Here is a 25,832-nt window from a genome sequence, read left to right as displayed (position 1 = left end):
ACCAGGAGCTTTCCTTATGGTACCACAGATTGGCAACGCTTAAAATCCAAACGAAAACTTCACGGATTAAGACAACGCCCTTCTGTTACAATAATCAAGAGAAGCGTACAGTAGAAAGGAATGGATTTTCCGTGGCGGATATTCTCGAAAACTTCCCCTTATGGGCTGCACTAATTGCCATAGGAATCGCCCAATTTATCAAAATTCCCCTCCATTTTTTTGCAACGAAAACATGGCAATGGTCGCTGTTGCTCAGCACTGGCGGTATGCCCAGCTCCCACTCCTCTGCCGTGACCGCACTGTCGACCGCTGTTGGGCTGCGGGAAGGCTTTTCCAGCAACATGTTTGCTATCTCCGCCATTCTCGGCGTGATCGTCATGTTCGATGCCGCAGGCGTTCGCCGTCATGCCGGTATGCAAGCCGTTGTCTTAAACAAGCTCGTGGACGAATTTAACCACCTTCTGGGAGGCATGAAATCGTTAAAAGTGCGCCCGAACCAGGAAAAAGCGAAGAAGCTGAAAGAGCTGCTCGGCCATCAGCCGATCGAGGTGCTGATTGGCGGATGGCTCGGCGTCATGATCGCATTGTTGGTGCAGCCGTTTTTTTAGGACGTTTCCACAGGGGGGATTCACATGCGTATCGTTTCCATCTGTCCGAGCAATACGGAAATCCTCTATTATTTAGGTCTGCATGAGCACGTAGTGGGGCTGGACGATCACTCCGACTGGCCTCCCGAATGGCAGCACTTGCCCCGCGTCGGCCCCGACCTCTCCATCGACATGGAGCGGGTAGTTGCGCTCCAGCCTGATCTGGTCGTCGCCTCGCTGAGCGTCCCCGGCATGGAAAAAAATGTGGAGGCGCTGCGGGAGCGAGGAATCCCGCATATCGTGCTGAATCCGTCGCGAATCGGCGAAATCGCCGCTGACATCAGGCTGGTCGGCGAAGCGACAGGCTTTCACAAGCAAGCCGAGCAGCTTGCGGCTTCCTTTGACGAAAGAATAGAAAGCATCCGACAACAGACCGCTGCCTTTTCCCGCCGCCCTAAGCTGTACTGGGAATGGTGGCCCAACCCGATCTACACCCCGGGCCGGGAAAACTGGCTGACAGACGTGAGCGAGATCGCCGGGGCCGTCAATGTGTTCGCCGACTTTCCCGTCGCCAACGTGAAGGCGACGCGGGAGATGGTGCAGGAGCGCGACCCTGACCATATATGCGTCGTCTGGTGCGGGATCGAGCTTCGGCGCATCAAGCCGGAAACGATCACGAGCCGCCCGGAGTGGAGCGACATGACAGCGATTCGCCAGGGCCAGGTTCACTTGCTGGAGGAAGGGCTGTACTGCCGTCCGTCTCCCCGCATTCTCGACGGGCTGGAGCAGCTCGTCAAGCTGATTCATACATAAGCCAAGGCTGCGCCGCCAATCCGCGTACTTGCCAGCCAAGCCAAAAAACGTTCAAAGCCATCGCCTTGAACGTTTTTTTCTGTTTGCTTTCCTACCGCCGTTGCGGTATTTTTTGTCTTCGCTTTCGTTATGCAGTTGTTTTGGTCCGGGCATCTAGTTGGCTACTTCCGCCATCGCGGCGATGCCCTTTTGGTTCAGGTTGTTGAGAAAAGCCTCGGTCAGCTTTCCTTCCCCGCGTCTGACGATATATACATCGACTGATTTTTTGCCCCATTGGTTGAATACGTCTTGCTTCGTCTCGAAGTACAGGTCGATCTTGTGTCCGCGAATCGCTCCGCCCTTGTCCGCCACAACCCCGTATCCGTAGCCTGGTATGTACAGGATCGTTCCCAGCGGGAAAATGCGCAAGTCGGCGGCAATCGTCGAATAGTCGTCCCGGCGAACCTTCACGCCCGAGTACGTAATCCCGTAGGACGGGTCGGAAGGTTTTTTTCCGGTCGACTCGAACCCGGCGTAGTAGCCGGTCGCGACGACGCGAACTTTTGGGTATTGATCGAGAACTACATCCGCTTTATCAATGACTTGAGTGAGTGAACTGGCCGATACTGTCCGTTTTTTGACGACCCGTTGCCCCTCTTTGATTTCCTTGATTCCGAAGGTGGATTGGAGATTGTGGTCTCCTACCACGTTGTAGCCGTATCCATCGCTTGCAAACGCCGTCAAGACCAGGATGAACAGCGCGAGGATACTTACGAACTGCTTCCCATTCATTTCTTGGTAAACCTCCTCTCGGTTCTAGTCATGTCCCGAAGAGGAGAAAACTATACACAAATTTTGGATTGTTTCAGAAAGATTCAGTATGTTTCTTCATGGCAAAAGAAAAACAGGCCCTCAAACAAGGCCTGTCTTGCATCCGCTAAAACATCCGGTATCCTTTTTTGCGCAGGGTAGAAATCGTCCAGCCGCTGCCGACAGTCCCTGCCATTCCGCAGCCGAGAATCACGGCATCCCAGACGCCGGGAACGATCTTTTGATAGATCAGCGCCCCTACGACCACGCCAACTCCGATCACGACTGGAAGCCATGTCGTTTTCAAAATCATGTTTAAAATAAACCCAATGCCAAAACCGAGCACGGTGAACAAAACGATGGAAACCATAAATTGCAATAAGCTCATCGACCGCAAGACCTCCTGCCATCGTCTCCGGCTTTGCCTTTTTTCGGTCGGCAAATCAAAGGAGGACGGGCTGTTTTCGCCTTTTAGTGTAGCAAAAATGGCAGATACAGGTCAATACGAACAACCGCCGCGAGCGCAAACGAAAAGAACCGCCGGGTCCCCTGACGGCTCTTGCTCTATGCAACAACGGTGTGTGCTATTTGTTCGTGGATACTGCTTCCTGATGAACGTCTTTTCCTGCGCCATCACAGTTCGGGCAATTTTCCGTGCCACCCAGGAGCAGTTGGAAATACCCTTGGCCATGGCAGTACGGGCATTGTTCTTGGTTATGTCTCATGATGAGCTCCCCTTTCTCCATACATGCTCCGTTATTAATTGCATGTATTTTCAGATTATTTCGATGTATCTAACTATAGCAGAACAGAACCGTTCTTCACAACACAGTTTTTCTCCGATATCGCAGAAAAAACCGCGATGTAAGCGGAAACATCGCGGTTTAGCTTTCCTATTCTCAGCCTTGCTTGAAGATTTTATAGGAGGTGTACTGAAAGACGGGATCAATCTCATAGGATTGCCCTTCCATGCCTTCCTCCCGTCTTGTATAGCCAGGCAAAATAATTTTCAAGTATGTAGAAGAAAGCGGGTCATCCATCAGCTCGCGAATCGGCAAAAATCGCGCCTCGACAATTTCGCCCTCCTGTGGACGAGGTTCGCCGCTCACGTAATCCATCCAGAAAACGACCATGTTGTCGCTGATCGACTCGCGAATGACGCCCGAGCGGATGCCCGCGATCTGCCGCACGACAGCCTTGACACCCGTTTCTTCCAAAACCTCGCGCGCCGCTGCCTCGTCGACCGTCTCGCCCTCCTGCACAAACCCCGCCGGAAACGACCATTGTCCCTTCAGCCCGCTGTACGCTTTTTTGACTACCAGCGCTTCTTCCCCGCGGATGACGATCCCGCAGGCTCCCAGCCACACTTTTCCTTCGCGCATGCTGCTCGCTTCCTTTCTCCTCCAAGCTTTCTGTCCCACTTTTGATTGTACACGAAACCCCCGGCAATCGCTCGCCGGGGGTACCAGATCAATCGTCGTCGTCATCCAGAAGCCCATTGTCAATCATGTAGCGCAGATTTTCCCGATCCCTCTCCCGGCCCTTTTCCTTGAGCCGATCGATGGCAGGCAGGATGAGAATATCTACCTCACGCTGTACAAGCCATGCCAGGTCGTGCCGCCCTTGCTCTTCCAAAAAAGCGCCCACTTCCATCAACGCATTGTACCGCTCCATTTCGTCGCGGGTCATCAGCCCTCTGACTTGAATGCTCGCGTGACGCATCGCTTACAGCTTCACCTTTTTCAGCGCAAGGCCGACGCCGCCGATTTTGTACAGGTAGCGCAGGTCGCTTGCCTTTTTCATCATCGCTGCTGTGCTGCCAAACAGCTTTTTCGAGCCGACCTGGCCGATTCCTTCGCCTTTGCCGAGAGAGGCCAGCGTGCCTTGCAGATGCGGGACGAACTTTTGCGGAAGCTCTCCGCGAATGAGCGCGGCGAGGTTTTCTCCGAGCGTCTCGCCTTCCTGCACGGCGATTTGCGCTGTCGGCGGATACGGACGTCCTTCCTCGTTGAAAATGAGGGCGCAGTCGCCGACGACAAACACATTTTCATAGCCAGGCGCACGCAAGTATTCGTCTACCTTGACGCGGCCGCGCATGACCTCGAAGCCCGCTTTTTCCACGATGCTGTTGCCGCGAACACCCGCTGCCCAGACCACCGTTTTCGATTTGATCTCTTCCCCGGTCGCCAAAAGCACTCCATCCGGCGTGCACTGCTTGATCGGGGTGCCGATTTTGAACTCGATGCCTTTGCGCTCCAGCACGTCCATCGCGTACTGAACCAGCTCGGGATCGAAGCCCGGCAGCGCAGATGGCGCCGCTTCGATGCAATACACCTTGACCAACTCAGGGTCCACGTCAAACTCCTGGCACAGCTCAGGCAGGCGATCGCCCAACTCTCCGCAAAATTCGATTCCCGTAAAGCCAGCGCCCCCGACCACGAAAGTCAGATAGTCAGTGCGGTGCGGCTCGTTTTTATATTTGGAAAACATGTACTCGATATGCTCGCGAATATGGCGGACGGCGTTGATGCTGCGAATGCTGAAGGCGTGCTCTTTCAGCCCTTCGATGCCAAACGTCTCCGGCTCGCTGCCAAGCCCGATCACGAGGTAATCGTACGTCAGCACGTCGCCGCTTTCCAGCGTGACGCTCTGTTCTTCCGGCTGGATCGACTGGACCGTGCCTTTGACAAACTGCACTTTGTCCTGATTCAAAAGCTTTTCCAGATTGACGCGCGCATGGTCAGCAGAAGCCGTGCCCGCAGCCGGCTCGTGCAGCCAGGTCGTGATGTAATGATAGTTGTGCTTGTTTACGAGCGTAATTTCCGCCTCGTTGTAATTCAGCTTTTTTTGAAGCTGCAACGTGGTCAGCAAACCGCCGTATCCTGCGCCAAGAATGAGGATTTTGGGTGTACTCATCGGTATCCCTTCCATTCATTGTTAATGGTAACCAGAGGAAGTTTGTGCGAAATTTCACGTAGGCTGTTACGTACTAAGATGCCCCAACGAATAAAAAATGACGTATCGAAAATGATTGCCTGTTATGTCCTAAAATCCAACCTGTGAAAAAAAGCACAAACTTGCAAACAACAAATGTGACAATTTCTTTACAGTCACCCTCATCTTATCGGGTGCTACCGTGATTTGCAAGGGTTTTTTGCCCAAGAAGCCGAATTTTCCCTGCTTTTTTTTCTTTCATTTGTTGGGTTATAATGGGTGGGGAGTTCGTTTTTCGACTATTCGGAGGTGCTTTCGATTGAATTTTCTGCAAAAGGACGAGCAAATCTACGACATTACGATCATTGGTGGAGGTCCTGCCGGTTTGTTCACCGCTTTTTACGGCGGCATGCGGCAGGCAAGTGTGAAAATCATTGAGAGCATGCCCCAGCTTGGCGGGCAACTGTCTGCTCTCTATCCGGAAAAATACATTTACGATGTAGCCGGGTTCCCGAAGGTTTTGGCGCAAGATTTAATCAATAATCTGAAGGAGCAGATTTCGCGTTTTCAGCAAACCGTTTGCCTGGAAGAGAAAGTGGAAAACGTAGAGAAAAAAGCGGACGATGTATTTGAAATCACTACGGACAAAGGCGTACACTACTCCAAGTCTGTCATCATCACAGCCGGCGTGGGCGCGTTCGAACCCCGCAGACTGGAACATCCGGATGCCGTCAAATTTGAAAAATCCAATCTGCACTATTTTGTCACCGACCTGAACTCCTTCAAAGGACAGCGCGTCGCCGTCGTTGGCGGCGGAGACTCCGCTCTCGACTGGTCTTTGATGCTCGAACCGATCGCGAAAGAAGTCCACCTCATCCACCGCAGAGACAAGTTCCGCGCCCATGAGCACAGTGTAGAAATGCTCATGGCGTCCAAAGTAAACGTCACGACGCCTTTTGAAATATCCGCCCTTCACGGCGAAGAAAAAATCGAACGGATTACCCTCACGAACTGCACCACGAAAGAAGAGCGCGATCTGGAAGTCGACGCCGTCATCGTCAACTTCGGCTTTATCTCCTCGCTCGGCCCGATCAAAAACTGGGGGCTTGAGCTGGAAAAAGGCTCGATCGTCGTCAATTCCCGTATGGAGTCGAACATTCCTGGCATTTTCGCTGCAGGCGACATCGCCACCTATCCGGGCAAAGTCAAGCTGATTGCCGTCGGCTTCGGCGAGGCTCCTACCGCTGTCAACAACGCGGTGGCCTACTTCAATCCGGACGCCAAATTGCAGCCGGGGCATTCCTCCAGCATGGACAACTTCAAGTCTTGATCGTCCCAAACCGTTATGGCCGTCTTGCCGCGCGCAGGCGGTCACACTGTTTTGCTTTTTTACAATCACCCCGTCCTTGTGCTGCCTGTGCTGTTGCGGCGCAAGGATTTTTTTCGTTACGGCTACGAGCCAGGCGTGCGGGTGTACGCATAGCTGACGGCGTTCTGACACACAGTAGAAAAAGCAAAGCGATACGCATGCGCCTATGTTCTGGAGGGAAAAACCATGGACCACCTCTGCCCGGTTTGCAATGGATTGGCTTCTCTCTCGCAAGCTTGCCAACGCTGCGGCACCCTGCTCGCAGACGCCGGACGCCTGTACGACTACTACGGCGATTACAGCCCTTATCGGGAAATCGACGACGCCAAGCTGGACAACGGCTATCCGGATCGCCGCAACCACCAGTGCCTGCACACAGGCTGGTGCAGCTTTTGCCAGGCCGAACAAACCGTAGCTGTGCAGGAATGGACACCCGACAAGCTATTTTACGAGTAAACGAAAAACACGCAAGCATCCCGTCCGCTTACGGATACGGGATGTTTTTCCTGCCTCGCTCCCTCTCCCATTTTTTTCTTCCCTTTTGCCAAATTCACGCTATAATATAAGGAATTATTTGTTAAAGGACGGAATCAACATGTAATGCGCAAACAGTCGACCCCCTGCACCTGTCACCTGACATCACCTTTGAGGGGAGACGTCTTTTTATGAACAAATTAATCATGATGGTCGGCATTCCCGGCAGCGGCAAAACCCGTGCGGCAGAGCAGATCGCGAAAAAGGAACGGGCAGTGCTCGTCTCCACGGATGCCGTTCGGCTGGAGCTGTTTGGCGACGAAGCGAAGCGGCGCAAAAATCCGCTCGTCTTTCAGGCTGTTTACGCCCGTATCGGGCAGGCGTTTGCTGCGGGAAGCGACGTTGTCTTCGACGCGACCAATGTCGATCGGGACAAGCGGATAGCGGTTCTGGAGCGTTTTGCGCCAGCGATCGCGGAATGCTACTACTTGAATACGCCGTTTGACGTCTGCCTGCAACGAAATCAGGCGCGAAAAAGAAAGCTGGACGCAAGCGTGCTGGAAAAGTACCGCAAAAACCTGCATTTCCCGCTGCACCGGGAAGGCTTTTCCACGGTTCATCTGGTGCACCAGCCTGCTGCTTACGGCATGACCAAAGAAGCTTTTACCGCCTTGCTGCAAAGCGAGCCTGCCTACGACGAGCTGTTCGCTGCCATGGGCAAGGTCTCGTTTTTTCAGCAAATGAAAGATTTTCCGCAAGACAACCCGCATCATCAGCACACGCTCTGCCGGCACACGTACCACGTCCTCGAGTACGTCAACACCTTTTACGAAGAGGACGACAAGCTGCTGCTGCAAATCGTCGCGCTGTTTCATGACGTGGGAAAATTGTACACAAAAGTGTTCAAGGAAGCGAAAGGCCACTATAGCTACTACAGGCACGAGTACGTCTCCAGCCAAATCGCCGCGCATTTTTTAAAGGAGCTGGGCTTCGCCGACGCGTTCGTCTTCCAGGCTGTCGCGCTGATCGAGATGCACATGAAAATTGCCTACGGCGGCGACGAAGGCGCTTCGGAGATTTACCATCTGGCAGGAGCGGACCTGCTGACGAAGCTGTACTTTTTCAAAGAGGCGGATCACTATGGAAAATAAGCAGACGACCTTTTACCGAAAGTATCCGCGCACCTTTCATCTGCCCTGGTCCAGAAGCAAAACCGACGACGATCGGATTTTGCGCGATACCTCTCACTTTGTCGGCAAAGAAATCGTCGTGACGGAAAAGCTGGACGGAGAAAACACCAGCCTGTACCGCGACTATATGCACGCCCGCTCGATTGACAGCCGCGACCACCCTTCCCGCCATTGGGTCAAAATGCTTCACGGCTCGATCGCCCACCTGCTTCCCCCCGGCTACCGCATCTGCGGGGAAAACGTGTTTGCCAAACATTCGATTGGGTACGCGGAGCTGACGAGCTACTTCTACCTGTTCTCCGTCTGGGATGACCAGAACGTCTGCCTCGGTTGGGACGATACCGTCGAGTGGGCGGAGCTGCTGGGTCTGAAAACGCCGCCTGTCCTCTACCGCGGCCCGTGGGACGAGGAAAAGGTGAAGGCGTGCTACACGCGGCAATCCGTGTTTGGCGGCGAGCAGGAAGGGTACGTCGTGCGGCTTACCACTTCGTTTGCCTACGCCGATTTCAAATACAGCGCGGCGAAGTTCGTGCGCAAAAATCACGTGCAAACGGATCAGCATTGGATGGCGAAGGCTGTGGAACCGAATATGCTGAAGCTGGAGTAACTGCTGGAGTTGGGGGTATTGGCTGGTGCTGTCGTGAGTGGCTAGCCGCTGCTGTCGCCGTAATTGACTGCTGTTGTCATGACTATTAACCGCTGCTGTCGCCGTAATTGGCTTTCCTGCTTGGCGGCGGGATGCCGTTTCAGCTCCTTTTCGTTGCCGTACCCAGCCGAACGACGACACTTTGACGTTGCCCGAACTGGCCCCGCAACAAAAACAGGCGTGCTCGAACCCTCATCCGGTTCGCACGCCTTTTTCTTTTCTCCCGCCTACTTTTTCCTTTGCTCCAGCTTTTTGGCCAAGAGCGCATTTTTTGCTTTCATTTGTTCCAGCATTTGCGGCAGCACCTCTTTGATTTTCGCCGCATCTCCCGATTCAATCGCGGCGTGAAAGGCTTCGTGCGTCATGCGCATTTTTTCCATCCGGGCTTTCCTGGCGTCGCGATCTTCCTTCGCGCCCGGCATCGCCATGTTTTTCTCCTTCCACTGGGCGAGCTGCTGCTCCATTTGCTCGTTGGTGATTTCGCCTTTTTTCACCTGCTCGTTCAGCTTGCTGACGAGCTGCCTGCGCTCCTCGCGCTTCGCCTTCCATTTCGGGTCTTCGCGCAGGGCGGCAAACTCGCTCATCAGCCGCTCCCGCTCCTTGAACACCTCTTGCCACTGGGCCACGCTGTCCGGGGTGTATTTTTCTGCCAAAAGCAGCATGTACATCTTCTGATGAACGCTCCCATGCATGCCGTGGCGCATTTTTTTGTGCATCTGCCCATGCTCGCCATGGTCGTGCGCCATCCGGCTCGCTGGCGTCATCTCTGTGTCGGGCAGCCCCGGCTCCGCCGCCTGTGCGAAGCTCGGCAGGGCCAGCCCCATCGCAATCGTTGCAATCACCATGCTGTTTTTCCACTTGTTCATGCTGCTTTCTCCTTTTCGCTCATCCTTGGCTTGGCATTGCGTTGCGCCAAGGGGTATTTGGTTTTTCGCCTTGCTAGTCGTCAGTTTTTCCAGCAGTTGTGGCAGGATTGTCGTGGAATTATGTAAAAATGTGTAATTTCTTTTCGCTGCCCGTCTATAAAGGCCGCAGCCCTGCCCTGTTCAGGCCAAACAGCTTCACCAATCCCATCTGCTCCAGATCATGCCGCGTCTTTTCCGTACCGTGCTCGTAAATCAGCCGATAAATATCCCGCAAGTTGTCATCGTACTCGTCGTTGTCCCGGTCCGGCATGTCGGACCAGAGCGTATGTCCATGCATCCACATCATGAAGTCGCCGTGCATACAGTTGTTGAACAGGTCACGCATCATCCCGACTTCCACATCTGTCGCCTCGATTTCAAAATCGTAAGTGGCGGAGCCTTTTTCATCACGGATCTCGGCAACCGTCGTCCCGGCCTGCAGCGTGACGTAATATTTCTTTTTTTCCAAGGATGTCATCTCCATTCGCGAAAACCGACTTGAAAACATTTCCTCCTTACCTTGTGCAAAAAGCGCGGAAAACATGTGTTGTCCGGGCTGAGCAGAGGGGGTGTCGCTGCTCTTTCGAGGCGCAAGACGGTCACAGGTGGTCAACCGTTGCCTTCATGCCGCGGAACTTCGATGTCGCTGCTCTTTCGTTTCGCAGCGTTGTCACAATGCGGCCCGGTACTGCGCTTTTTGCAAGCTGGTCGCTGTGCGGCATTTTCTAGCTTTTTCACGCGAGAACACCTGGCCCCGCCACGCTTTTTGGGCTTATGGCAAAGTCCTCACCCTACTTCTACGCACGAAAAAGCCCTCCGCGCAAACGGGGGCTTTTGGTTGTCTGGTCTTCTATTTGTCTTCCTTGCGCAAATTGTGGCCCGTATTTTCTCCGGTCTTGGGCGGCGTGCTGCGCGAGCCTGCCGACGCTTCTGTCGGGCGCTTGTCTTTGTTGTTGTGCTTGGACATGAGGGACCCTCCCTTGTTGTATCATGCTGTGCTACCTGTGTAGTATGCCCCATGTCCCCGCGAAAAAAAGAAAACACCCTGACCCGCGAAAAGCAAGCCAGAGTGTTTGGTTCCGTGTTTATTTGACTACCAGTGTCGCGAGCATTTTACCGTGATCCGGCCCGCAGATGACATTGCAGAAAATTTTATATTCACCAGGCTGATCGACTTTCAACGTTTTGCTGCCGTCTTTTTGAATATCTACGTCCAAACCTTCAATCCCGATTCCGTGGAAGCCTTCGGTCGACTTGAAGTTAATCGTAAACTCTTCGCCTGCTTTTACTTCATAGGTGTCCTGGTTAAACTTCCAGTTGCTAGCTTCGATGTTGATCGCGTTGCCAGTAGTCGCCGTTGCTGGAGCCTCTGTAGTAGAATTGCTATTCGCCGCCTGCTCCTTTTCGCCGCCGCATGCTGTCATCAGCATCGCCGAGAAGGCAACTGCCGAAACCAACAGAGTCCACTTCTTGTTCACAATGACCCCTTCTTTCTACTTGATTCTACACTTCCATCTTACTGGAAAGTAGCTGTCCAAAATCTGGGAATCTGTGACCGAATCGTGACGAATTTGCTACCAATTGTTGAACACTCAAACAGTTTGGCCGTCTGTATTCGCTGGCAGTTGAATCTGGTAAATCTTCGTCGGACGCCCCCGCAGCTTCTCCTGCTTTTTGTACAAAATTTTCGCGACGCCTTTTTCCTCCAGCCGATTCAGGATGCGGTTGGCGCTGCGCACCGTAAGTCCCAGATGGTACGCCAGCTCGTCCGCCGTCAGCTCGTTGCTCTCCGTTTTGGCGAGCACGGCCAAAATTTTTTGCAACTGCAACGTCGACAAGTCCGTCTCTTCGCTCCAGCGCTGGATGTAGTCGGTGATCTGGTTTCGGTATTGCAGGCACGTCTCCTCGCCGAGCGGCCCGATGACCTGGTCGCTGTCCGTCACGACGTACGTGCCGGAAGTTTTGCCTGCTGCCGACATGCTGTTCGCCGATTGGGCATTCATCCTCGCCTTGTACATGCTGTTGCCCACTCCCCAGCCGATGTGCACCGGAAACGGCAGCGTCTTTTCCAGATAGGTGAGCAAAAGACAATGAGTGAGGTTGTCCGTCAAGAGCTTCAAGTCTTTGAACGAGCTGATGATTTCGAAGCTCGACGCGGATTTCTGGATGATGAACGGCACTTTTTTCTCGGTGCTGAACTCCAGCAGCGATTTGTGCAGCAGCATTTGCCGCAGCTCCCACTCGTTGAGGCTCTCTTTTTGTGTCTCGACGTTTCCAATCGTAATATGTCCGATCGCGATCCGGCTCTCCGCCAGCTTGATCGCGGAAAGCTCCGTTGCCATCTGCTCAAACTGCGCGGCAACCGACTCCGGCGAAGGAAACACGTACAGATGCGGCACTCCGCGATCGGTCAGCGCCTGCACGATGTTGCTCATCCTCGTCATCGAAAAGTCGATCTTGCCCGCTTGCCACAGCCGCAAATGCTCATCCAGTACCGCTTCGTAAATCTGGTCGTTCACTTCCACCGGTGAGAGCGTGTACGGCATCGAGTCCGCTCCGACGACTTCTTTCAAGCCAAGGAAGTTGTTTTGCGCAAAAACAAAATCAATATACACTCTGGAAAAATCCAGGTCGCGATTGCGCAGGCTAAGCTGGAACAGCTTTTTATAAAATTCCTGCTCGCTGATCTGGAGGGTATATGTCGGGATCGGGAAGCTGCCCCATTCTTGCATGAGGTACGCATACGCAAGCTCGGTCAGGACAAAGCCGTCGACATGCTGCTGGTTTTGCCGGTAGAGGTTCGGCGTTTCATGCAGGCGATGATACGACAGCATGACCAACTCGCAACTGTCCTGGAGGCGCATGGGCACGGATACCAATTCTTTCAAAGAGTGCTGGGCAATGATCGCACCCAAACGGATCATCAAGATTCCTCCTTTCACTCTTTTGTCATTATAGGAGATTTACGCTCCTTTGAAAATATTTCGAAAAGACTTGCAATACACAAAACGATGGCGTAAAGTTATTTTCAGAAAACGTCTATAAAGTGTCTAAAAATAGTTTTCAGAAAGGAGGAACGCGCTCCCCTGTCGCCTGAGACGGTCATGTCCCGCCATTTGCCCACCCAACAATGAAAACGCTATCAAGGAGGCCTTACGATGAACAACCCGGCTATCGCCAACAGCAAGAACAAGTACCTGGTCCTCGGACTTCTCTGCCTCGCCGCTGATCGCTGACCAAAAAAAAGCGTGAACAAAAGCCCTTGCGCCGCTGCTTTGTCGAGTAGACGGCGAGAAGGGCTTTTCCTAATCGTGGTTAATCCGATAGACGGTGATTTCCGGAAAGCAAAAAAGACGGACAGGCAACCTGGCTGTCCCCAAGCCACGGCTGATGCCAAACAGGCCGACGTTCTCGTCCGCTTTTTGCCCGACGTGAAAATGCTTGTAGGCGCCGATTGTGCGGCCAAAGATTCGGACCTGCCCACCGTGCCAACCATACCGCAGCTTGCAGTTGCGCCCGCCCGCCTGATCCGCTGACGGCACTGGAGCGATCGGACGCTGTTTTCGCCGGAAAAGTGCTGCAAGTAAACAAGCACACGAACTGGCGCAACTGGATTCCGTTTTGGACTTCGCCAGGCATCTGGGGCTACGACGTTATGTTTGAAGTGCAGACCGCCTGGAAAGGGGTAGACCAGACACAGGTCCTCATCGTCACGGACGGCGTTGGCGGCGGATGCGGCATCGCTTTTCAGCCTGGTGACGACTATCTCGTGTACGCTTCGTATTGGGAGGGAAGCGATCTGGCGACCAACATTTGCACCCGGACTACCTTGCTCGCGAATGCCGCAGAAGACATGCAGGTGCTGGGAGCCGGTGCCGCTCCGACCAGCCCGGCCGATTCCGTCTGGACGCGGCAGCTTGGCGTGTACGGCTGGATAGCCGCCATTGCTGCCGCAGGTGCACTGCTTATGTTTTATGTGTCCAGCCAAAAGCGGAGACGATAGCCTCACCCGTCTCCGCTTTACTCCCTACGGCAACTGCAATTGCTGCCTTGCCCGATACTTCGACAGGTTGAACGACTGCCAGCTCGCCTCTGCCTGCAATTCCTCCCGCATGTTTTCCAAATAATACGCGACGTCCTCGCGCAGCGATTCGTCCGCCTTCAGTTCCAGCAAATACGGAACCACATCGTACGACAGCCTGCCCAAATACTCGACGTCGATACTTTTCGTGGCATAGTAGCGCTCCATGTTGTTTTTGGCGATGATGACGTCCATGTTGATGTAGTTGAGCAGCACGTAGCTCACGAGCGACACCACCGCATAATACTTGATGAGCGAAAACGTATGCCGCCAAATTTTGCACAAGGCGATCGCGAACAAGATCAGCAAAAAGATCATGAAGATGTGCGCGAGCAGACGGCTATGCGTGTAACCGTACGCCTCCTCATACAGCGACAGCCGAAAATAGGCGGAAAAGAGCATGAAGCTCGTGCATACCGTCAACACAGTGAGCAGCACCTGCACGACCCGGTACAGCAGCCGCTTGGCCCGCGAAACCAGGTGCATGGTGCAGAGCAGGATCAAAAAATTAATCACCGTTACCGTCACCAGCTCATTGAAGCCGTTTTTGGCGTACTCGGCATAGGTCAGGCCGTCCGGGAGCGCCGCTTTGGCTCCGCTGAACAAATACGAAATCTGGACATATGTAAACGCGGCGTACACCAAATCAATCATCGCCAGAACCGTCACCAAAATCACGCCGTCCCAGACCAGCTTGCCCTCTTTTGGCGGCAGCGGAATTTCTACAGCTTCCTCCCTTTTGCCAAAAAGCGAGTACAGGTAGCCGAATACGAGCAGCGTCACAAGCCCGATCAAAAACAGGCGAAAGGCGCCTTCTACCGCATCCAGGTCAATCATCCTGTTCGGAATTTCGTGCAAAAAATGCCCAAACACCTGATCTGCTTGCGACAACAGCGTCAGCACGACGAGCAAAATCGGCAGCGAGATTCCTACCCCGATCATCACTTTTTTCAGCACGCCGTACTTCTCCTGATTCATCCGCGCCTTGAGCCATTCTCTCGTCAAGGCAAAGGGCAGGCGCGTATGCTTGAGCGTGAAGTAAAACAGCGTTTCCAATAACTCGCCCACAAAGCCAAGCTCGTACCACTTCGCCTTGTGCCGCCCCGTGAGCAACATCGTCTGGAGCACGAACAAAATCGGCACGAGAACAAAGTTGAACAATTGAAAATATTCGTTGGAAAACAGGGCGAAGGACAGCGCCAGCAGGACAATCGGCACCGTCAGCAGCCACCCGTACACATGCTTTCGCGAAAAGCTTAGTTGCCCGTGCCGCCTGGCCTGCCAGCCGTACAGCGCATACATCGCGATGACAAACAGCAAATACGAGATGCCAAACTCCTTGCCGTAAAACAAAAGATCCCCCAAACAGCCGATTGCGAACGCCCCCAGCAGCAACCACTGCAACGCTTTTTGCTCTTGTGACCATTCCGCCACACGATTCACTCCTTACGATACGATATTCGCTCATTGGAAAAAGCAACGAGTCCGCGGCTTTTTGTTGCGCTGCTGCCTTTGGTTAGTACGCACAGGCTCGGCTGTTTGTTACAAATTGCTGGAAAATCCACCTTTCTTTCCTTTTCGACCGAAAAAAAGCCCAACACCAGGTGTCGGGCTTTCGCGCAGCGCTTATCGCTAATTCAGCTTTTCGGCAATCGCGAGCAATTCCTCTTTTGTAATCGCTGCGGTCTTCGTGCTCACCTCGAAAAGCAGCTTGCTGTTGTCGTTGTAAAACTTCACGGTGCGCATATCCGTGCCGTCTGGAAGCTTGTTTGCGACATACAGCGCTTCTTTTTTCTGTACGCTCACTTTTTCCACGGTTTCATCCGGTCCCGCTTCCTCCGTGATGTACTGCATCCGGTCGAAGTTCGTAATGACGACCGTGACCTTGCCTTTCGTTCCGTTGTACTCGGTCGCGACGGAATCAATGCGCGGCTCGGGGGAGACTTTGCGAACCACGAAGTCTTTTTTGCCCTGCTCTGCTTCCTTGTACATGTCTTCGAACAATTCCGGCTGGCGATGGTTGAACGAATAATTGACCACTCCGGTTGCAAACCGGTACCCGCCCGCGAGGCTCTCCGGGAAGGCATAGAAGCTTCCGGTTTCTTGTTGCAGGGCAGACGTCGTCTCATGAATCACGGGAATGCGTGTAAAAAATACTCGTTTGTCCGGGTTGTCTGGCCCTGGTATGTAGATCGCCGCACTCTCTCCCGGTTTGAGCGTATCGCGCGCCTGATCGAATTTGGATTTTTTCTCTTCGTTGACTTCCGTTTTGTTCTCTGTTTGCTCCACCTTCACGACGACTTCGCCCTGCTCGTTTTTCAGATCGTACACTTTCATCGCCGCATAAGCGGATGTCACCCCAAAGGCGAGAATAACTGCCACAATCAATCCGATTCTTTTTTTCATAGGAACCTCCCGCGTTTTTTGGTTACGTTCTTTGATTTTTTGAAGGACCCGATTTTTGACATCGAAATCATCGTCTGCTGCTTCCATCAGTTGCTGCTTCCACTCACCTTGTTGCTGAGATCGTGTCATGACTATCACCGCCTTCACTTACGAGCATGTAGGATTTGCACTTTTTCACAATTCGCTCATACTGCTTTCGCAGCGTGGCAGGCTTTGTATCGAACAAAGCGGCCAGCTCGTCGTAGCTGTATTCCTCGACGACGCGCAAAATCAGCAGGTTGCGCTCACTCGCTGACAGCTTGGATACCGCCATGTGAAGAGGGGTGCTCACATACTCGGTGTCTTCGACTTTCTTCTCGCCCTCATGCTTGCTGAACGTCTGCATCCCGGCGCGCAGCAAAGTGAGGATACGCCCGCGTTTCGCCCGGTTTAACACGTTGACGCAATGATGGTAGGCGATCTTGTACAGCCAGGCGGAAAAAGAGACGGTCTGCCGATAGCTGTCCAATTGCTCGTACGCTTTCAGGAAAACTTCCTGGACGGCATCCTCCGCTTCCTGGCGATGTCCCAGCATGTGGTAGCAGTAGACGAAAAGCTGCCTTTGCATCGCGTCGATGATGATGCCAAACTGGTCAATATCCCCGGCTCTGACCTCCTTTACTACTTGCTCGATCTCGTTACGATCCAACCCTCTCACCTCCAATTGACACATATAACAAACAAAGCGGTCATTTTGTGACAGGAAACCAAAAAACCTCCCTGACCTGTGCATCGAGCGTGCACAAGCCAAAGAGGTCTGATCTTCTTGCTATTCATCCTGTCCAGGACAGCTTAGTCGTCGCACTTCTCCGCCTTGCCCTCAGCCAGCGCCGTCTTGAACGACGAGCCACAGCCGCAGGAAGCAATCGCATTCGGATTCTCGATGGAAAAGCCTCCGCCCATCATGGATTCCTTGAAGTCAATTTCGGTTCCTTTAATGTATAGGTAACTGTCCTTGTCGACAACAATTTTCACGCCATGCTGTTCGAAGGTGACGTCGCCTTCCTTCATTTCCTGATCCCAGCCCATTCCATAGGTGAAGCCGCTGCATCCGCCTGGTCGGACGCCTACCCGCAAAAACAATCCGGGTTTATTTTCTGCCGCCAACATTTCCTTTACTTTCAGGCTGGCTCTCTCTGTCAATGTAATCATGCTTGACTCCCTCCTTTGCAGGCTACCTTTACACTTTCTATATGTTCAGTATACAAAAGAAGCAACCTTTCTCACAAGGTTCCCCTGCACTTCGGGCGCTCATACCGCCTCCCAGGCAAAACAAAAAAGAGGGGCTCCCCCTCCTTATGCAAAAAAAGCATTGTTCTCGGTCAAATAAAAACGATACGTCTTCTTTCGGCCTGCCTTAGACAGATTATGATCTATCTGGTTCAGTTCGTTGTGTAGTTGATCAATTTGCATACTGTATTCTAGGACTTCTGGATGATCCAACCCAAACTCTAACCCCATATTTACCATACGCTGTCGAAGGAGTTCGATTTTTTCGAGCAAAACGTCCCTCATGCTGAAGCTCCTCCTAATAGTAGATCAGGCTTTCTTACTATATTTTACAAGAACGGCTATGATTTCGCAAACAAAATTTCCCACATTCCCCAAAATTCCCGCAAAAAAATGGCGATAAATGTTAGAATTTTACAAGAGAGAGTTGGAGAACTTATGTTATTGTTCGTACATACTAACAGGTTTATAATATAGATGCCTTGTTGCCCGAGATTTTCCCTTTTTCTTAGAGCTTTCTCCACCCCCAAGGAACGTTTTTGAGTGGGTATGGCCTGGATGTACAGCTCTTATCCCTTACCATTCGATCTAGAAAGGAAGTGTTTGGAATGGCGCTTGATACGATTGCCATCCAAGACAAATCACTCGCCGGAATCGCGGAAAAAGTCTTGCACGGTGAACGCCTGACTTTGGAAGACGGCGTTACTCTGTTTAACTCCAACGATCTCCTGACGATTGGACAATTGGCAAACATTGTCAATTATCGCAAAAACGAAGATAAGGTTTACTTTTTGCAAAATCTCTACATTAACCCGACAAACGTTTGCGAAGCTCACTGTAGATTTTGCGGATTCCGTCGCGATGAAGGCGACGAGGGTGCTTACACAATGAACAAGGAAGAGTTGCTTCATTATGTAGAAACCCGCTTCCATCCGGGTATCCGTGAATTTCACATCGTAGGCGGCCACAATCAGCACAAGCCGTTCGAATACTACGTGGACAACGTTCGCATTTTGAAGCAGGCTTATCCCGATGTCACCATCAAAGCGTACACCGGGGCTGAAATCGAGTTCTTCTCCCGCATCTCTGGCCTCTCCATTCGCGAAGTATTGCAGGAGCTGACAAAAGCCGGACTGGAAACGTTGACGGGCGGCGGCGCCGAGATTTTGACTGAGCGCTACCGCATGAAAATGAGCCCGGAAAAGGCGAGCACAGACATGTACTTGCAAGTTCACCGCACCGCTCACGAACTGGGCTTGAAAACACATACGACCATGCTCTACGGCTCCATCGAAACGTTGGAAGAGCGCGTCATTCACATGCTGCGCCTGCGCGAGCTGCAAGACGAGACGAACGGCTTCATGGTCTTCATCCCGCTCGCCGTTCAGCCGATCAAGGCAACGGCCGGAATCAAGCGCCGCAACTCCGCGATCGACGACCTGAAAACGATGGCGATCAGCCGCCTCATGCTGGATAACTTCCAGCACATCAAGGCTTACTTCATTAATATTGGGACACAGTTGACCCAGCTTTCGCTGACGATGGGAATTTCCGATGCGCACGGTACGTTGATCGAGGAGCGCATCAGTCACTCGGCAGGGGCCCTCACCCAGCAGGCACTGACTGTCGATGAACTGGTCTGGCTGATTAAAGGCGCTGGCAAACGCGCCCTGGAACGCGACACCTTCTACAACGTCATCAAAGAACATTAAAAACGCCAAAAAGCTGATGCCCGCCACCAACAGGCATCAGCTTCTTTTTTTATTTTCCGGGCACACGCGTTTGTTCGCGGGCCTCAATGAACATCCTAAGAAAACAGCTTACAGAGGAAAATCTGCGTCCAGCATCTCTTCTTCCTCGCGCAAGCAGTGCTTGATTTTCGCAAGCAATTCATCGGCTGACGGAGCTTTCAACAGTTTGCCGTTCACCAGTGCGAACGGCTCCATGTAGCATTCTCCGCAGTAGCCAAGACAGCCGTATTCGAGAACATCCACATCCAGCTCGGGGTCGTTTTCCAGCGCATCTACGACGGGCTGCGTGTAGGAAGAAACGTTGCTCGCGCAAAATTCTACCAATGGTTTCATCTATGTTCACCTACCGATTATACCGACATCGTCACGTACTTTATTGTACCGCGACTTTTCCAAAAATCCAGCGGAGAAAACGGGAAAAAGATTCTGCTTGCATTTTTACGGAAAGAGACTAAAAATAGAATGGGTGCTGTAAAAAACGGACATAAGAAAGGACTAGACCTTCTATGAAACGACTTGTGATCCTTGGTGGAGGATACGGGGGTCTTCGTATTATCGAGCGAGTCCTGTCCCCTGATTTACCAGACGACGTGTTTATTACCCTTGTGGACCGTATGCCGTTTCACGGCCTGAAAACAGAGTACTACGCTCTGGCCGCGGGCACTACGCCGGAAGCCCACTTGCGGGTCAATTTTCCAAGCGATCCTCGCCTGACCGTCAAATACGGCGAAGTTACCGCAGTGGATTTGGACGAGCAGGTCGTCAACTTTGCGAACGGGGACGCCCTCTCGTACGATTGGCTCGTCATCGGATTGGGCTGTGAGGACCGTTACCATGACATCCCTGGTGCAGATCAGTTTACTTGCTCGATCCAAACCATGGGAGCTACCCGCAACACATACATGGCAATCAATAATGTAAATCCATATGGTACGGTTACCGTTGTGGGTGGTGGTCTCTCCGGTGTGGAAATGGCGGCAGAGCTGCGCGAAAGCCGTCCTGACCTGAATGTGCGGATCATCGACCGTGGCCCGAGCATTTTGAGCCCATTCCCGAAAAAGCTGCAGGAATACGCTTCCCAATGGTTTATCGAGCACGAGGTACAGCTTGTCTCCATGGCCAACGTCACCGGAGTCGAGCCTGGCGTCGTGTACAACCATAACCAGCCGGTTCCAAGCGATGTCATCGTCTGGACAGCCGGCATTCAGGCCAACCGCATCGTCCGCGCCCTGCCGATCGAGACAGACAACATCGGACGAGCCAAGCTGAATCAGTATCACCAGATTCCTACCCATCCAAACGTCTACGTCGTAGGCGACTGTGCGAGCACGATCACTGCGCCGAGTGCCCAGACAGCCGAGATTCAAGGGGATCAGATCGCCCTGATGCTGAAAAAAGACATCAAAGGCGAAGAATACCCGGCTTCTCTGCCACCGCTCAAGCACAAAGGCTTCCTCGGTTCTCTCGGCAAAAAAGAAGGCTTTGCCAGCATGGGAAAAGTCTCCCTGGTCGGTCAGATGGCCCGCGTCATCAAAAGCGGACAGCTCTGGATGTACAAAAAACATATGGGATAATCGTCAAGCCTGTTGGCCAACTGGTCAAACAGGTTTTCTTTTTGGATCAAAAAGTTTTGAAGCCAAATGACGAAGGAGCTGTCCCCGAGGCGTAATCGGCCTTGGAACAGCTCCCCTTTTTTACGGTTCGCACCCTACAGGACGAAAAACAGAAAGCGCAGCACGTCCATGTAATCGTTCGATTCGTACTCGACGGTTTTCGCTCCCGTCTGCTTCGCGCCCGGGTAGAACGAACCGCGATACGCCAAGTAATGCTCGCGGAAGGCGATCTCTACGTGGAACGTTTCCGGCAACGCTACCCGGTATTTGGACAGGTCATCCGCCAATACCGCCGAAACCTGCTCCTTGATGTTTTTTTGCGCGACGTTCGGATGGATCGAGATTGCCGCATTGCCGATGCCTTCGCTCACGGGGACCGTCTTGATGTGCGGATTGATTTTTTGTGCTGCCTTTGCGGGCCTGGCTATAAGAAAAGGCAATGGACGGCGGCTGCGGACGGGGCTACAGGAAGCCCGCTGGCGCCTCTTGCGCCTCTTGCGCCTCTCGCGCCTTTCGCCTGCCTGCCGGAGCGTAAGCAAGCATGAGAGGGCGTCTGCACGCTCGGTTGCCCCCTCTTTTTTGGCGAAGTCCCGCCTTCGTTGTCCTTATCTCGAGACGAAAAAAGCTTATTCCTCGCGCTCCGATCACGCACGCGGGAAATAAGCTTTTGCTGTTGGTGTCGTGTCGTTAAATCCGCTTGTAGCGGGATAAAAACGATTCTACATCGTTGTACAGACCGCCCTGGTTTGCGTATTTGACGTAGTTTTTCACCGTGCGCAGCCAGTCGATCGTGGACGGCTGCGTCGACTGGATCGCGTTTTTCAAGTCCTTCATAGTGAGTGGCCGCTCTACGCCCGTGCGCATAATCTCGGTGATGACCTCTTCTGTAGCAAGCTCGACGACGTTTTCGATGTCTGCGCCGGAGTACAGGTCGGTTTCTTTTGCCAAAAGCGCGTAGTCGATCTGCTCGATCGGCCGCTCGTGCAGCTTGATGCGGAAAATGGTCGCGCGCGCTTCTTCATCCGGCGGCGAGACAAAAATCATTTTGTCGAAGCGGCCCGGACGCTTGAAGGCAGGGTCCACGTCCCACGGCATGTTCGTCGCCCCGATGATAAGCATTTTGTCCGTATTGGTTTCGATGCCTTCGATCTCGGTCAAGAGCGTGTCGATCACGGCCCGCATCGTATCCGTCGAAGATCGGCTGCGGTTGTAGCCGATGGCATCCATCTCGTCAAGAAACAGCACGCTCGGCTTGGTCGCCCGCGCCGACGCAAACACCTCCCGCAAATTTTGCTCGCTCACCCCGATATACGGGTCGAGAATGTCCGAGACGTGAATCGGGATAAACCGGGCGCGGCATTCGCCCGCTGTCGCTTTGGCGATAAACGTCTTTCCGCAGCCGGGAGGGCCGTACAGCAGGATGCCGCCCCCGACCTTTTTCCGGAATCGCTCGAACAGTCCGGGAGACACGAACGGCTTCACAATTTTCATCTGGATCGCGTTTTTCACCGCATGCAGCCCGCCCACATCGGCAAACGTAATCGGCGGCGCTTCCCTGTCTCTTTTCCCCGCTTGCCCGCCAGAGATGACTTGAAATGGCCGCTCGCTGCCCGGCCCTTGGGCATGGCTGGCGGACGGGGGCCGGGTGGTTGCGAGGACGGGGGCTTTTTCGGGTTTGTCGTCGGCCGCGGCTTCGGGTTTGTTTCCGGCTATGTCGTCGGCCGTGGCTTCGGATTTGTTTTCTGCCGCCGCTTCGCGCACCGTCTCATGCAGTTTTACATGCTCGATCTCATGCACCGCTACAACCCCCGATTTCCGGGCTGTCGCCTCCCCTGAAACGGCTGGCTCGCTTTGTACAGGCGCAGAAGCTGGCGTCGGCGCGAGGGAGAGCTTGCCCAGCTCCCCGATGATTTGCGGCGTAAGCGCCGGATCGTTGCAGCGCAGCGCTTCCGTGAACGCTTGCAGTGCCTCGTTGTTTTTGCCCGTCGCGGCGTACTCCAGCCCGAGCAAATACCACGCCGAAGCGTTTTCCGGGTTGCTTTTTGTCATATGCAAAAGCACATCGATTTTGTCCACTTACTGACTCCTCACTTTACACACAAGTTTATAAACTAGCGGCGAGATCCACGTGTAAATCCCGAACACAATCCAGCAGACGATAAAGTACCCGACCGCAAACGGGGCAAGGTAGCTGATGAGAAACAGAAGAACAACAAAAACTACCCACATCCCGATCGGGCCACCCAGCTTGTCTACGAGCCGATTGGGCCAAAAGACGATGTGCGTCTCCTTGTCGATCGCATCGAGCAATTCTTTGACCCGCTCATTGGTTGGATCGAGCAAAAACGCCTGGATGAGATTTTCCTTTGCGGTTTTGTAATCGTCGCGAAAGTACGCCTCTTCCCCGATTTTTATCAGCTTGTACAGCTCGTCGTCCGCGACTTCCACATACGTCTCCAGCGTTTTGCGCTGCTGCTTTTTGTTGCTGGCAATCAAGTCGATGTAAAACTGGTAGTGCAGCACCGTGCTGTCGTTCGGGTTCAGGCGCTGCGCTTCCGCCATCAGCAGCCTTGCTTTTTTCACGTGTCCCGTGTGGAACATCAGGTACGCGTAGGTCGCAATAATCCCCGGCTCCTGTGGGTTCAAAGCGAGAGCTTGCAGCAGCGCCTGCTCGGCTTCGTACCACTTTTTTTGCGACTGCAAAATCAGCCCGAGCAACTGGTACACGTACTCCGTGACCATCCCTTTTTGCAGCACGTCCACGCACAGCTCGTAGGCTGCCTCGTCATTGTCCAGTTGAAACTCGCAGTAGCTCAGCATGTAAAGCACGGTCGGATTGGTCGGCACTTCCCCCAGCGCCTCGCGCAAATGCTCTCTGGCCTGCTCATAGCGCTTCATGTCGTAGTAATGCTTGCCCAGTTGATAATGTCGCGAATTTTGCAACGCTTCAGTTTCCATGGAACAGTTGCACTCCTTTTGCTGCGAAAAACCACTCTACGGCCTTGCCCAGCAACGCATATAAAACAGCTTCCGGCAGGATCGGCTCCGTCTTCGCGTAAAGCCTCATATGAATGCGGTACTTGCCTCTCATCAGGAAGTAATACATGATTCCGGTGCCGATCGCAAAAAAATGCGCGTACCTTGCTGCGAAGAAGAAAACGGCAACGCCTGCTGCCGCAATCACATAGCTCCAAAGCGGCTTGATCCGCAGCCAGCCCGCGTTTTTAATCCCGAGCACGATCGCTGGCAGCAAGCCTCCGAGGAAGACAGCCAGGAGGTAATGGGTAAGATTGTACGATTTGGTTTCGTAGTCGACATTTGGCTTCAACGTCGGCTGAAACAGCTCGTGGTTCATGTTTTCACGCTCTTTTCCGGGTGAATAGAAAGGATATATATACCATATCGGCTGCGAACAGCAGCTCGTTGAGTTAAGACACGATATTAGTGTCACTAGGTATTTCTAATGTTGGATTACCATTAACTGTTATTTTTAGGTTTGCTCCCCTCGTATGTGAATGCTAATCAAAAAGTTGACCATTTTTGGAGCAAACGCTCATCTTCGAGTTGACCACCTACGATGCTTTTTTTCACACAAAGTAGCATTTTATTTCCTGCACCAAGGATCGTCAAGGATAAAGGGTAAACCCCTTGCTACGCAAGCCCTTGACGATCCTTGGCTCAGTAAAAACATTTGCAATTAGGTGTGAAAATGATGACGTGTGCTCAAACTGTCAGGTGGGTAACTTTATGATGAGCAAAGTGGTCAACATTTTGGTGAGCGTTCACACTCGTACTTTATTTTCCGTCGAGTTGGTCGCAATACTACTCCCCAAAAGGGATTTTTCTATGGATTCATTGAAGGCATAAGGCGAAGCTTATTCTGATATAAAAAACTCCCTATCTTCTAATTGTGGTTAGAGATGGGGAGTTTTCATAGTTTAAAGCCCACTTGTAAGTGGTTGTTTTGTTTAATTTTCTTTAGGGCTAGGGAAAAATGCAGAATTAACAGAAGGCAATGAATTTGCTAGATTAATAATGTTTTGTTTGCCAATATTTCCGCATACAACTATTAGTTTTCCAGAATCAAAATAATACAAATAGCTGTTTTTTAAATTTTCTTTTGAGACATATGCTTCATTCTTATTGGTTAAAGTAATTTTTTCAGGATCATTTGTTTCAACAAAAGGAAAACGATTATATACGGCAATCGTGACTATCTCTTTTTCATTAGCAAATGCCCAAATTTTTTTGTTTTTTTTCGGTATTTTGAGATTTAATGCATTAAATTTATCCATTGGCAAATCTAAGCCTTCTTTATTCATAAACCCCGTACCACCCTGTAATCTTAAAAAACCATCAATAACCCATTTTTTGGTATTATTGTACTCATAGAGAAAAACTGTATAATTAGTTTCGCCTTCAGGGGAACGTATAGCAACAATACTGGTATCACCAAGAGTTGATTCGAAAACGATATCATTTTTTTGAGGAAATGCACTTTTTCCATCTTTAAAAGTAACTTTATATTGGTATGTTACTGCTTCAGAAGGGGAAGAGGCATTTTTTGGTGATTCTAGTATTGTAACCGACTCCACTTCTTTATCTTTAGTTACTTTAGATAGTCCATTAGGAACTTTTGTATCTTCAATAATTATCTCTTTATTTTGCTGCTTTGATGTATCCTCTTGACAACCTAATAAGGCACCGAAAAGAATTAGGAGTAAAAAAGTAAACAGTAATTTGATACGCATTGAAATAACTTACCCCTATCAGTAGCTAAAAGGTTCGCTTCTAGCCATCTTGGCTTTATATTTTGGTCCCATTACTTTTATTTTGGTATTATCTTTAATATTACATGTGGACGTTACATAATAGTAGTCACCTTCCCAAGTCTCTGTATATGCACCGTAATCAATCCATCCCCAATAGCCAGGCCTCACTGTAACTTTTAAGCCCCAAAATTGGATTTGAGTCATACCCCCTTATCTTGTTAAGCTGATATCAG

At 52.0% G+C, this 25,832-nt stretch carries 30 protein-coding genes; 9 read left to right on the top strand and 21 right to left on the bottom strand.

What is annotated here, in order from left to right:
* Positions 1-131: 131 nt before the first annotated feature.
* Both BA6348_RS07755 and BA6348_RS07750 read left to right on the top strand, forming a co-directional pair.
* A complete protein-coding gene (locus tag BA6348_RS07755) occupies positions 132-608 on the top strand; it encodes a divergent PAP2 family protein (RefSeq protein WP_005836453.1) in 477 nt (158 codons plus the stop codon).
* Positions 609-632: 24 nt separating this feature from the next.
* On the top strand, positions 633-1,400 hold the full coding sequence (locus BA6348_RS07750) for a cobalamin-binding protein (RefSeq protein ID WP_007785710.1): 768 nt from the start codon (positions 633-635) through the stop codon (positions 1,398-1,400).
* Between the two features lie 153 nt (positions 1,401-1,553).
* Here the strand turns inward: BA6348_RS07750 and BA6348_RS07745 are convergent, their stop codons facing one another.
* The 6 genes from BA6348_RS07745 to BA6348_RS07725 form a co-directional block, all read right to left on the bottom strand.
* The gene (locus BA6348_RS07745) at positions 1,554-2,171 is read right to left on the bottom strand and encodes a 3D domain-containing protein (protein WP_026558128.1); all 618 of its coding nucleotides are present in this window, start codon (positions 2,169-2,171) and stop codon (positions 1,554-1,556) included.
* Between the two features lie 145 nt (positions 2,172-2,316).
* The gene (locus BA6348_RS07740) at positions 2,317-2,577 is read right to left on the bottom strand and encodes a YuiB family protein (RefSeq protein WP_005836445.1); all 261 of its coding nucleotides are present in this window, start codon (positions 2,575-2,577) and stop codon (positions 2,317-2,319) included.
* Positions 2,578-2,773: 196 nt separating this feature from the next.
* Positions 2,774-2,935 carry a YuiA family protein gene (locus BA6348_RS26550; protein ID WP_005836443.1) on the bottom strand — a complete coding sequence of 54 codons (162 nt, stop codon included), beginning with the start codon at positions 2,933-2,935 and terminating at the stop codon, positions 2,774-2,776.
* A 153-nt stretch (positions 2,936-3,088) separates the two neighbouring features.
* On the bottom strand, positions 3,089-3,571 hold the full coding sequence (locus BA6348_RS07735) for an NUDIX domain-containing protein (RefSeq protein WP_005836441.1): 483 nt from the start codon (positions 3,569-3,571) through the stop codon (positions 3,089-3,091).
* 88 nt (positions 3,572-3,659) lie between these two features.
* Positions 3,660-3,911, bottom strand: a complete 252-nt coding sequence (locus BA6348_RS07730) for a hypothetical protein (protein WP_005836438.1) — start codon at positions 3,909-3,911, stop codon at positions 3,660-3,662.
* A 3-nt stretch (positions 3,912-3,914) separates the two neighbouring features.
* On the bottom strand, positions 3,915-5,105 hold the full coding sequence (locus tag BA6348_RS07725; protein ID WP_005836436.1) for an NAD(P)/FAD-dependent oxidoreductase: 1,191 nt from the start codon (positions 5,103-5,105) through the stop codon (positions 3,915-3,917).
* Between the two features lie 337 nt (positions 5,106-5,442).
* Here BA6348_RS07725 and BA6348_RS07720 point away from each other — a divergent pair, with 337 nt between their 5' ends.
* From BA6348_RS07720 to BA6348_RS07705, 4 genes are all read left to right on the top strand, one after another.
* The gene (locus BA6348_RS07720; RefSeq protein WP_005836434.1) at positions 5,443-6,453 is read left to right on the top strand and encodes an NAD(P)/FAD-dependent oxidoreductase; all 1,011 of its coding nucleotides are present in this window, start codon (positions 5,443-5,445) and stop codon (positions 6,451-6,453) included.
* A 225-nt stretch (positions 6,454-6,678) separates the two neighbouring features.
* The gene (locus BA6348_RS07715) at positions 6,679-6,948 is read left to right on the top strand and encodes a hypothetical protein (RefSeq protein WP_005836432.1); all 270 of its coding nucleotides are present in this window, start codon (positions 6,679-6,681) and stop codon (positions 6,946-6,948) included.
* A 209-nt stretch (positions 6,949-7,157) separates the two neighbouring features.
* A complete protein-coding gene (locus tag BA6348_RS07710; protein ID WP_122952387.1) occupies positions 7,158-8,117 on the top strand; it encodes an AAA family ATPase in 960 nt (319 codons plus the stop codon).
* Positions 8,107-8,763: an RNA ligase family protein gene (locus tag BA6348_RS07705; protein ID WP_005836429.1), complete on the top strand. Its 657-nt coding sequence runs from the start codon at positions 8,107-8,109 to the stop codon at positions 8,761-8,763. The genes BA6348_RS07710 and BA6348_RS07705 overlap by 11 nt, the downstream gene beginning before the upstream one ends.
* A gap of 266 nt (positions 8,764-9,029) precedes the next feature.
* On the opposite strand, the gene BA6348_RS07700 is transcribed toward BA6348_RS07705, so the two are convergent.
* The 4 genes from BA6348_RS07700 to BA6348_RS07685 form a co-directional block, all read right to left on the bottom strand.
* Positions 9,030-9,668: a hypothetical protein gene (locus tag BA6348_RS07700; RefSeq protein ID WP_007785720.1), complete on the bottom strand. Its 639-nt coding sequence runs from the start codon at positions 9,666-9,668 to the stop codon at positions 9,030-9,032.
* A 154-nt stretch (positions 9,669-9,822) separates the two neighbouring features.
* The gene (locus tag BA6348_RS07695; protein WP_035317468.1) at positions 9,823-10,185 is read right to left on the bottom strand and encodes a hypothetical protein; all 363 of its coding nucleotides are present in this window, start codon (positions 10,183-10,185) and stop codon (positions 9,823-9,825) included.
* Between the two features lie 607 nt (positions 10,186-10,792).
* Entirely contained in the window at positions 10,793-11,185 is a 393-nt protein-coding gene (locus BA6348_RS07690; RefSeq protein ID WP_005836423.1) for a cupredoxin domain-containing protein, read from the bottom strand.
* A 114-nt stretch (positions 11,186-11,299) separates the two neighbouring features.
* Positions 11,300-12,631 (bottom strand): helix-turn-helix domain-containing protein, encoded by a 1,332-nt coding sequence (locus BA6348_RS07685; protein WP_122952386.1) that lies wholly within the window; start codon positions 12,629-12,631, stop codon positions 11,300-11,302.
* A gap of 530 nt (positions 12,632-13,161) precedes the next feature.
* Between BA6348_RS07685 and BA6348_RS07675 the strand changes: the two genes are divergently transcribed.
* Entirely contained in the window at positions 13,162-13,710 is a 549-nt protein-coding gene (locus BA6348_RS07675) for a hypothetical protein (protein WP_026558124.1), read from the top strand.
* A gap of 24 nt (positions 13,711-13,734) precedes the next feature.
* Here BA6348_RS07675 and BA6348_RS07670 read toward each other — a convergent pair whose 3' ends face one another.
* The 5 genes from BA6348_RS07670 to BA6348_RS07650 form a co-directional block, all read right to left on the bottom strand.
* On the bottom strand, positions 13,735-15,222 hold the full coding sequence (locus BA6348_RS07670) for a DUF4153 domain-containing protein (RefSeq protein ID WP_025845303.1): 1,488 nt from the start codon (positions 15,220-15,222) through the stop codon (positions 13,735-13,737).
* A gap of 198 nt (positions 15,223-15,420) precedes the next feature.
* A complete protein-coding gene (locus tag BA6348_RS07665) occupies positions 15,421-16,194 on the bottom strand; it encodes a hypothetical protein (protein ID WP_007785730.1) in 774 nt (257 codons plus the stop codon).
* Between the two features lie 103 nt (positions 16,195-16,297).
* Positions 16,298-16,882, bottom strand: coding sequence for an RNA polymerase sigma factor (locus BA6348_RS07660; RefSeq protein ID WP_005836412.1), 585 nt, complete (start codon positions 16,880-16,882; stop codon positions 16,298-16,300).
* Between the two features lie 143 nt (positions 16,883-17,025).
* Entirely contained in the window at positions 17,026-17,385 is a 360-nt protein-coding gene (gene erpA, locus BA6348_RS07655) for an iron-sulfur cluster insertion protein ErpA (RefSeq protein WP_005836410.1), read from the bottom strand.
* 144 nt (positions 17,386-17,529) lie between these two features.
* A complete protein-coding gene (locus BA6348_RS07650) occupies positions 17,530-17,748 on the bottom strand; it encodes an aspartyl-phosphate phosphatase Spo0E family protein (RefSeq protein WP_005836408.1) in 219 nt (72 codons plus the stop codon).
* A 323-nt stretch (positions 17,749-18,071) separates the two neighbouring features.
* Here BA6348_RS07650 and mqnE point away from each other — a divergent pair, with 323 nt between their 5' ends.
* Entirely contained in the window at positions 18,072-19,175 is a 1,104-nt protein-coding gene (mqnE, locus tag BA6348_RS07645) for an aminofutalosine synthase MqnE (protein WP_005836406.1), read from the top strand.
* A gap of 108 nt (positions 19,176-19,283) precedes the next feature.
* Here the strand turns inward: mqnE and BA6348_RS07640 are convergent, their stop codons facing one another.
* Entirely contained in the window at positions 19,284-19,547 is a 264-nt protein-coding gene (locus BA6348_RS07640) for a DUF1450 domain-containing protein (protein ID WP_005836405.1), read from the bottom strand.
* A 173-nt stretch (positions 19,548-19,720) separates the two neighbouring features.
* On the opposite strand from BA6348_RS07640, the gene BA6348_RS07635 reads away from it, so the two are divergent.
* Positions 19,721-20,788, top strand: a complete 1,068-nt coding sequence (locus BA6348_RS07635; RefSeq protein ID WP_007785734.1) for an NAD(P)/FAD-dependent oxidoreductase — start codon at positions 19,721-19,723, stop codon at positions 20,786-20,788.
* A gap of 134 nt (positions 20,789-20,922) precedes the next feature.
* On the opposite strand, the gene BA6348_RS07630 is transcribed toward BA6348_RS07635, so the two are convergent.
* From BA6348_RS07630 to BA6348_RS07610, 5 genes are all read right to left on the bottom strand, one after another.
* On the bottom strand, positions 20,923-21,198 hold the full coding sequence (locus BA6348_RS07630) for a M55 family metallopeptidase (RefSeq protein ID WP_007785736.1): 276 nt from the start codon (positions 21,196-21,198) through the stop codon (positions 20,923-20,925).
* 316 nt (positions 21,199-21,514) lie between these two features.
* Positions 21,515-22,903 (bottom strand): AAA family ATPase, encoded by a 1,389-nt coding sequence (locus BA6348_RS07625; RefSeq protein ID WP_122952384.1) that lies wholly within the window; start codon positions 22,901-22,903, stop codon positions 21,515-21,517.
* Positions 22,904-23,785 (bottom strand): tetratricopeptide repeat protein, encoded by an 882-nt coding sequence (locus BA6348_RS07620; RefSeq protein ID WP_025845294.1) that lies wholly within the window; start codon positions 23,783-23,785, stop codon positions 22,904-22,906.
* Positions 23,775-24,182 carry a hypothetical protein gene (locus BA6348_RS07615; RefSeq protein WP_025845292.1) on the bottom strand — a complete coding sequence of 136 codons (408 nt, stop codon included), beginning with the start codon at positions 24,180-24,182 and terminating at the stop codon, positions 23,775-23,777. The genes BA6348_RS07620 and BA6348_RS07615 overlap by 11 nt, the downstream gene beginning before the upstream one ends.
* Positions 24,183-24,795: 613 nt before the next feature.
* On the bottom strand, positions 24,796-25,578 hold the full coding sequence (locus tag BA6348_RS07610; RefSeq protein ID WP_007785742.1) for a hypothetical protein: 783 nt from the start codon (positions 25,576-25,578) through the stop codon (positions 24,796-24,798).
* Between the last annotated feature and the right edge of the window lie 254 nt (positions 25,579-25,832).

The organism is Brevibacillus agri (assembly GCF_004117055.1).
In the GTDB taxonomy this organism is placed as follows: domain Bacteria; phylum Bacillota; class Bacilli; order Brevibacillales; family Brevibacillaceae; genus Brevibacillus; species Brevibacillus agri.
This window is presented reverse-complemented; position numbering and strand designations above follow the sequence as displayed.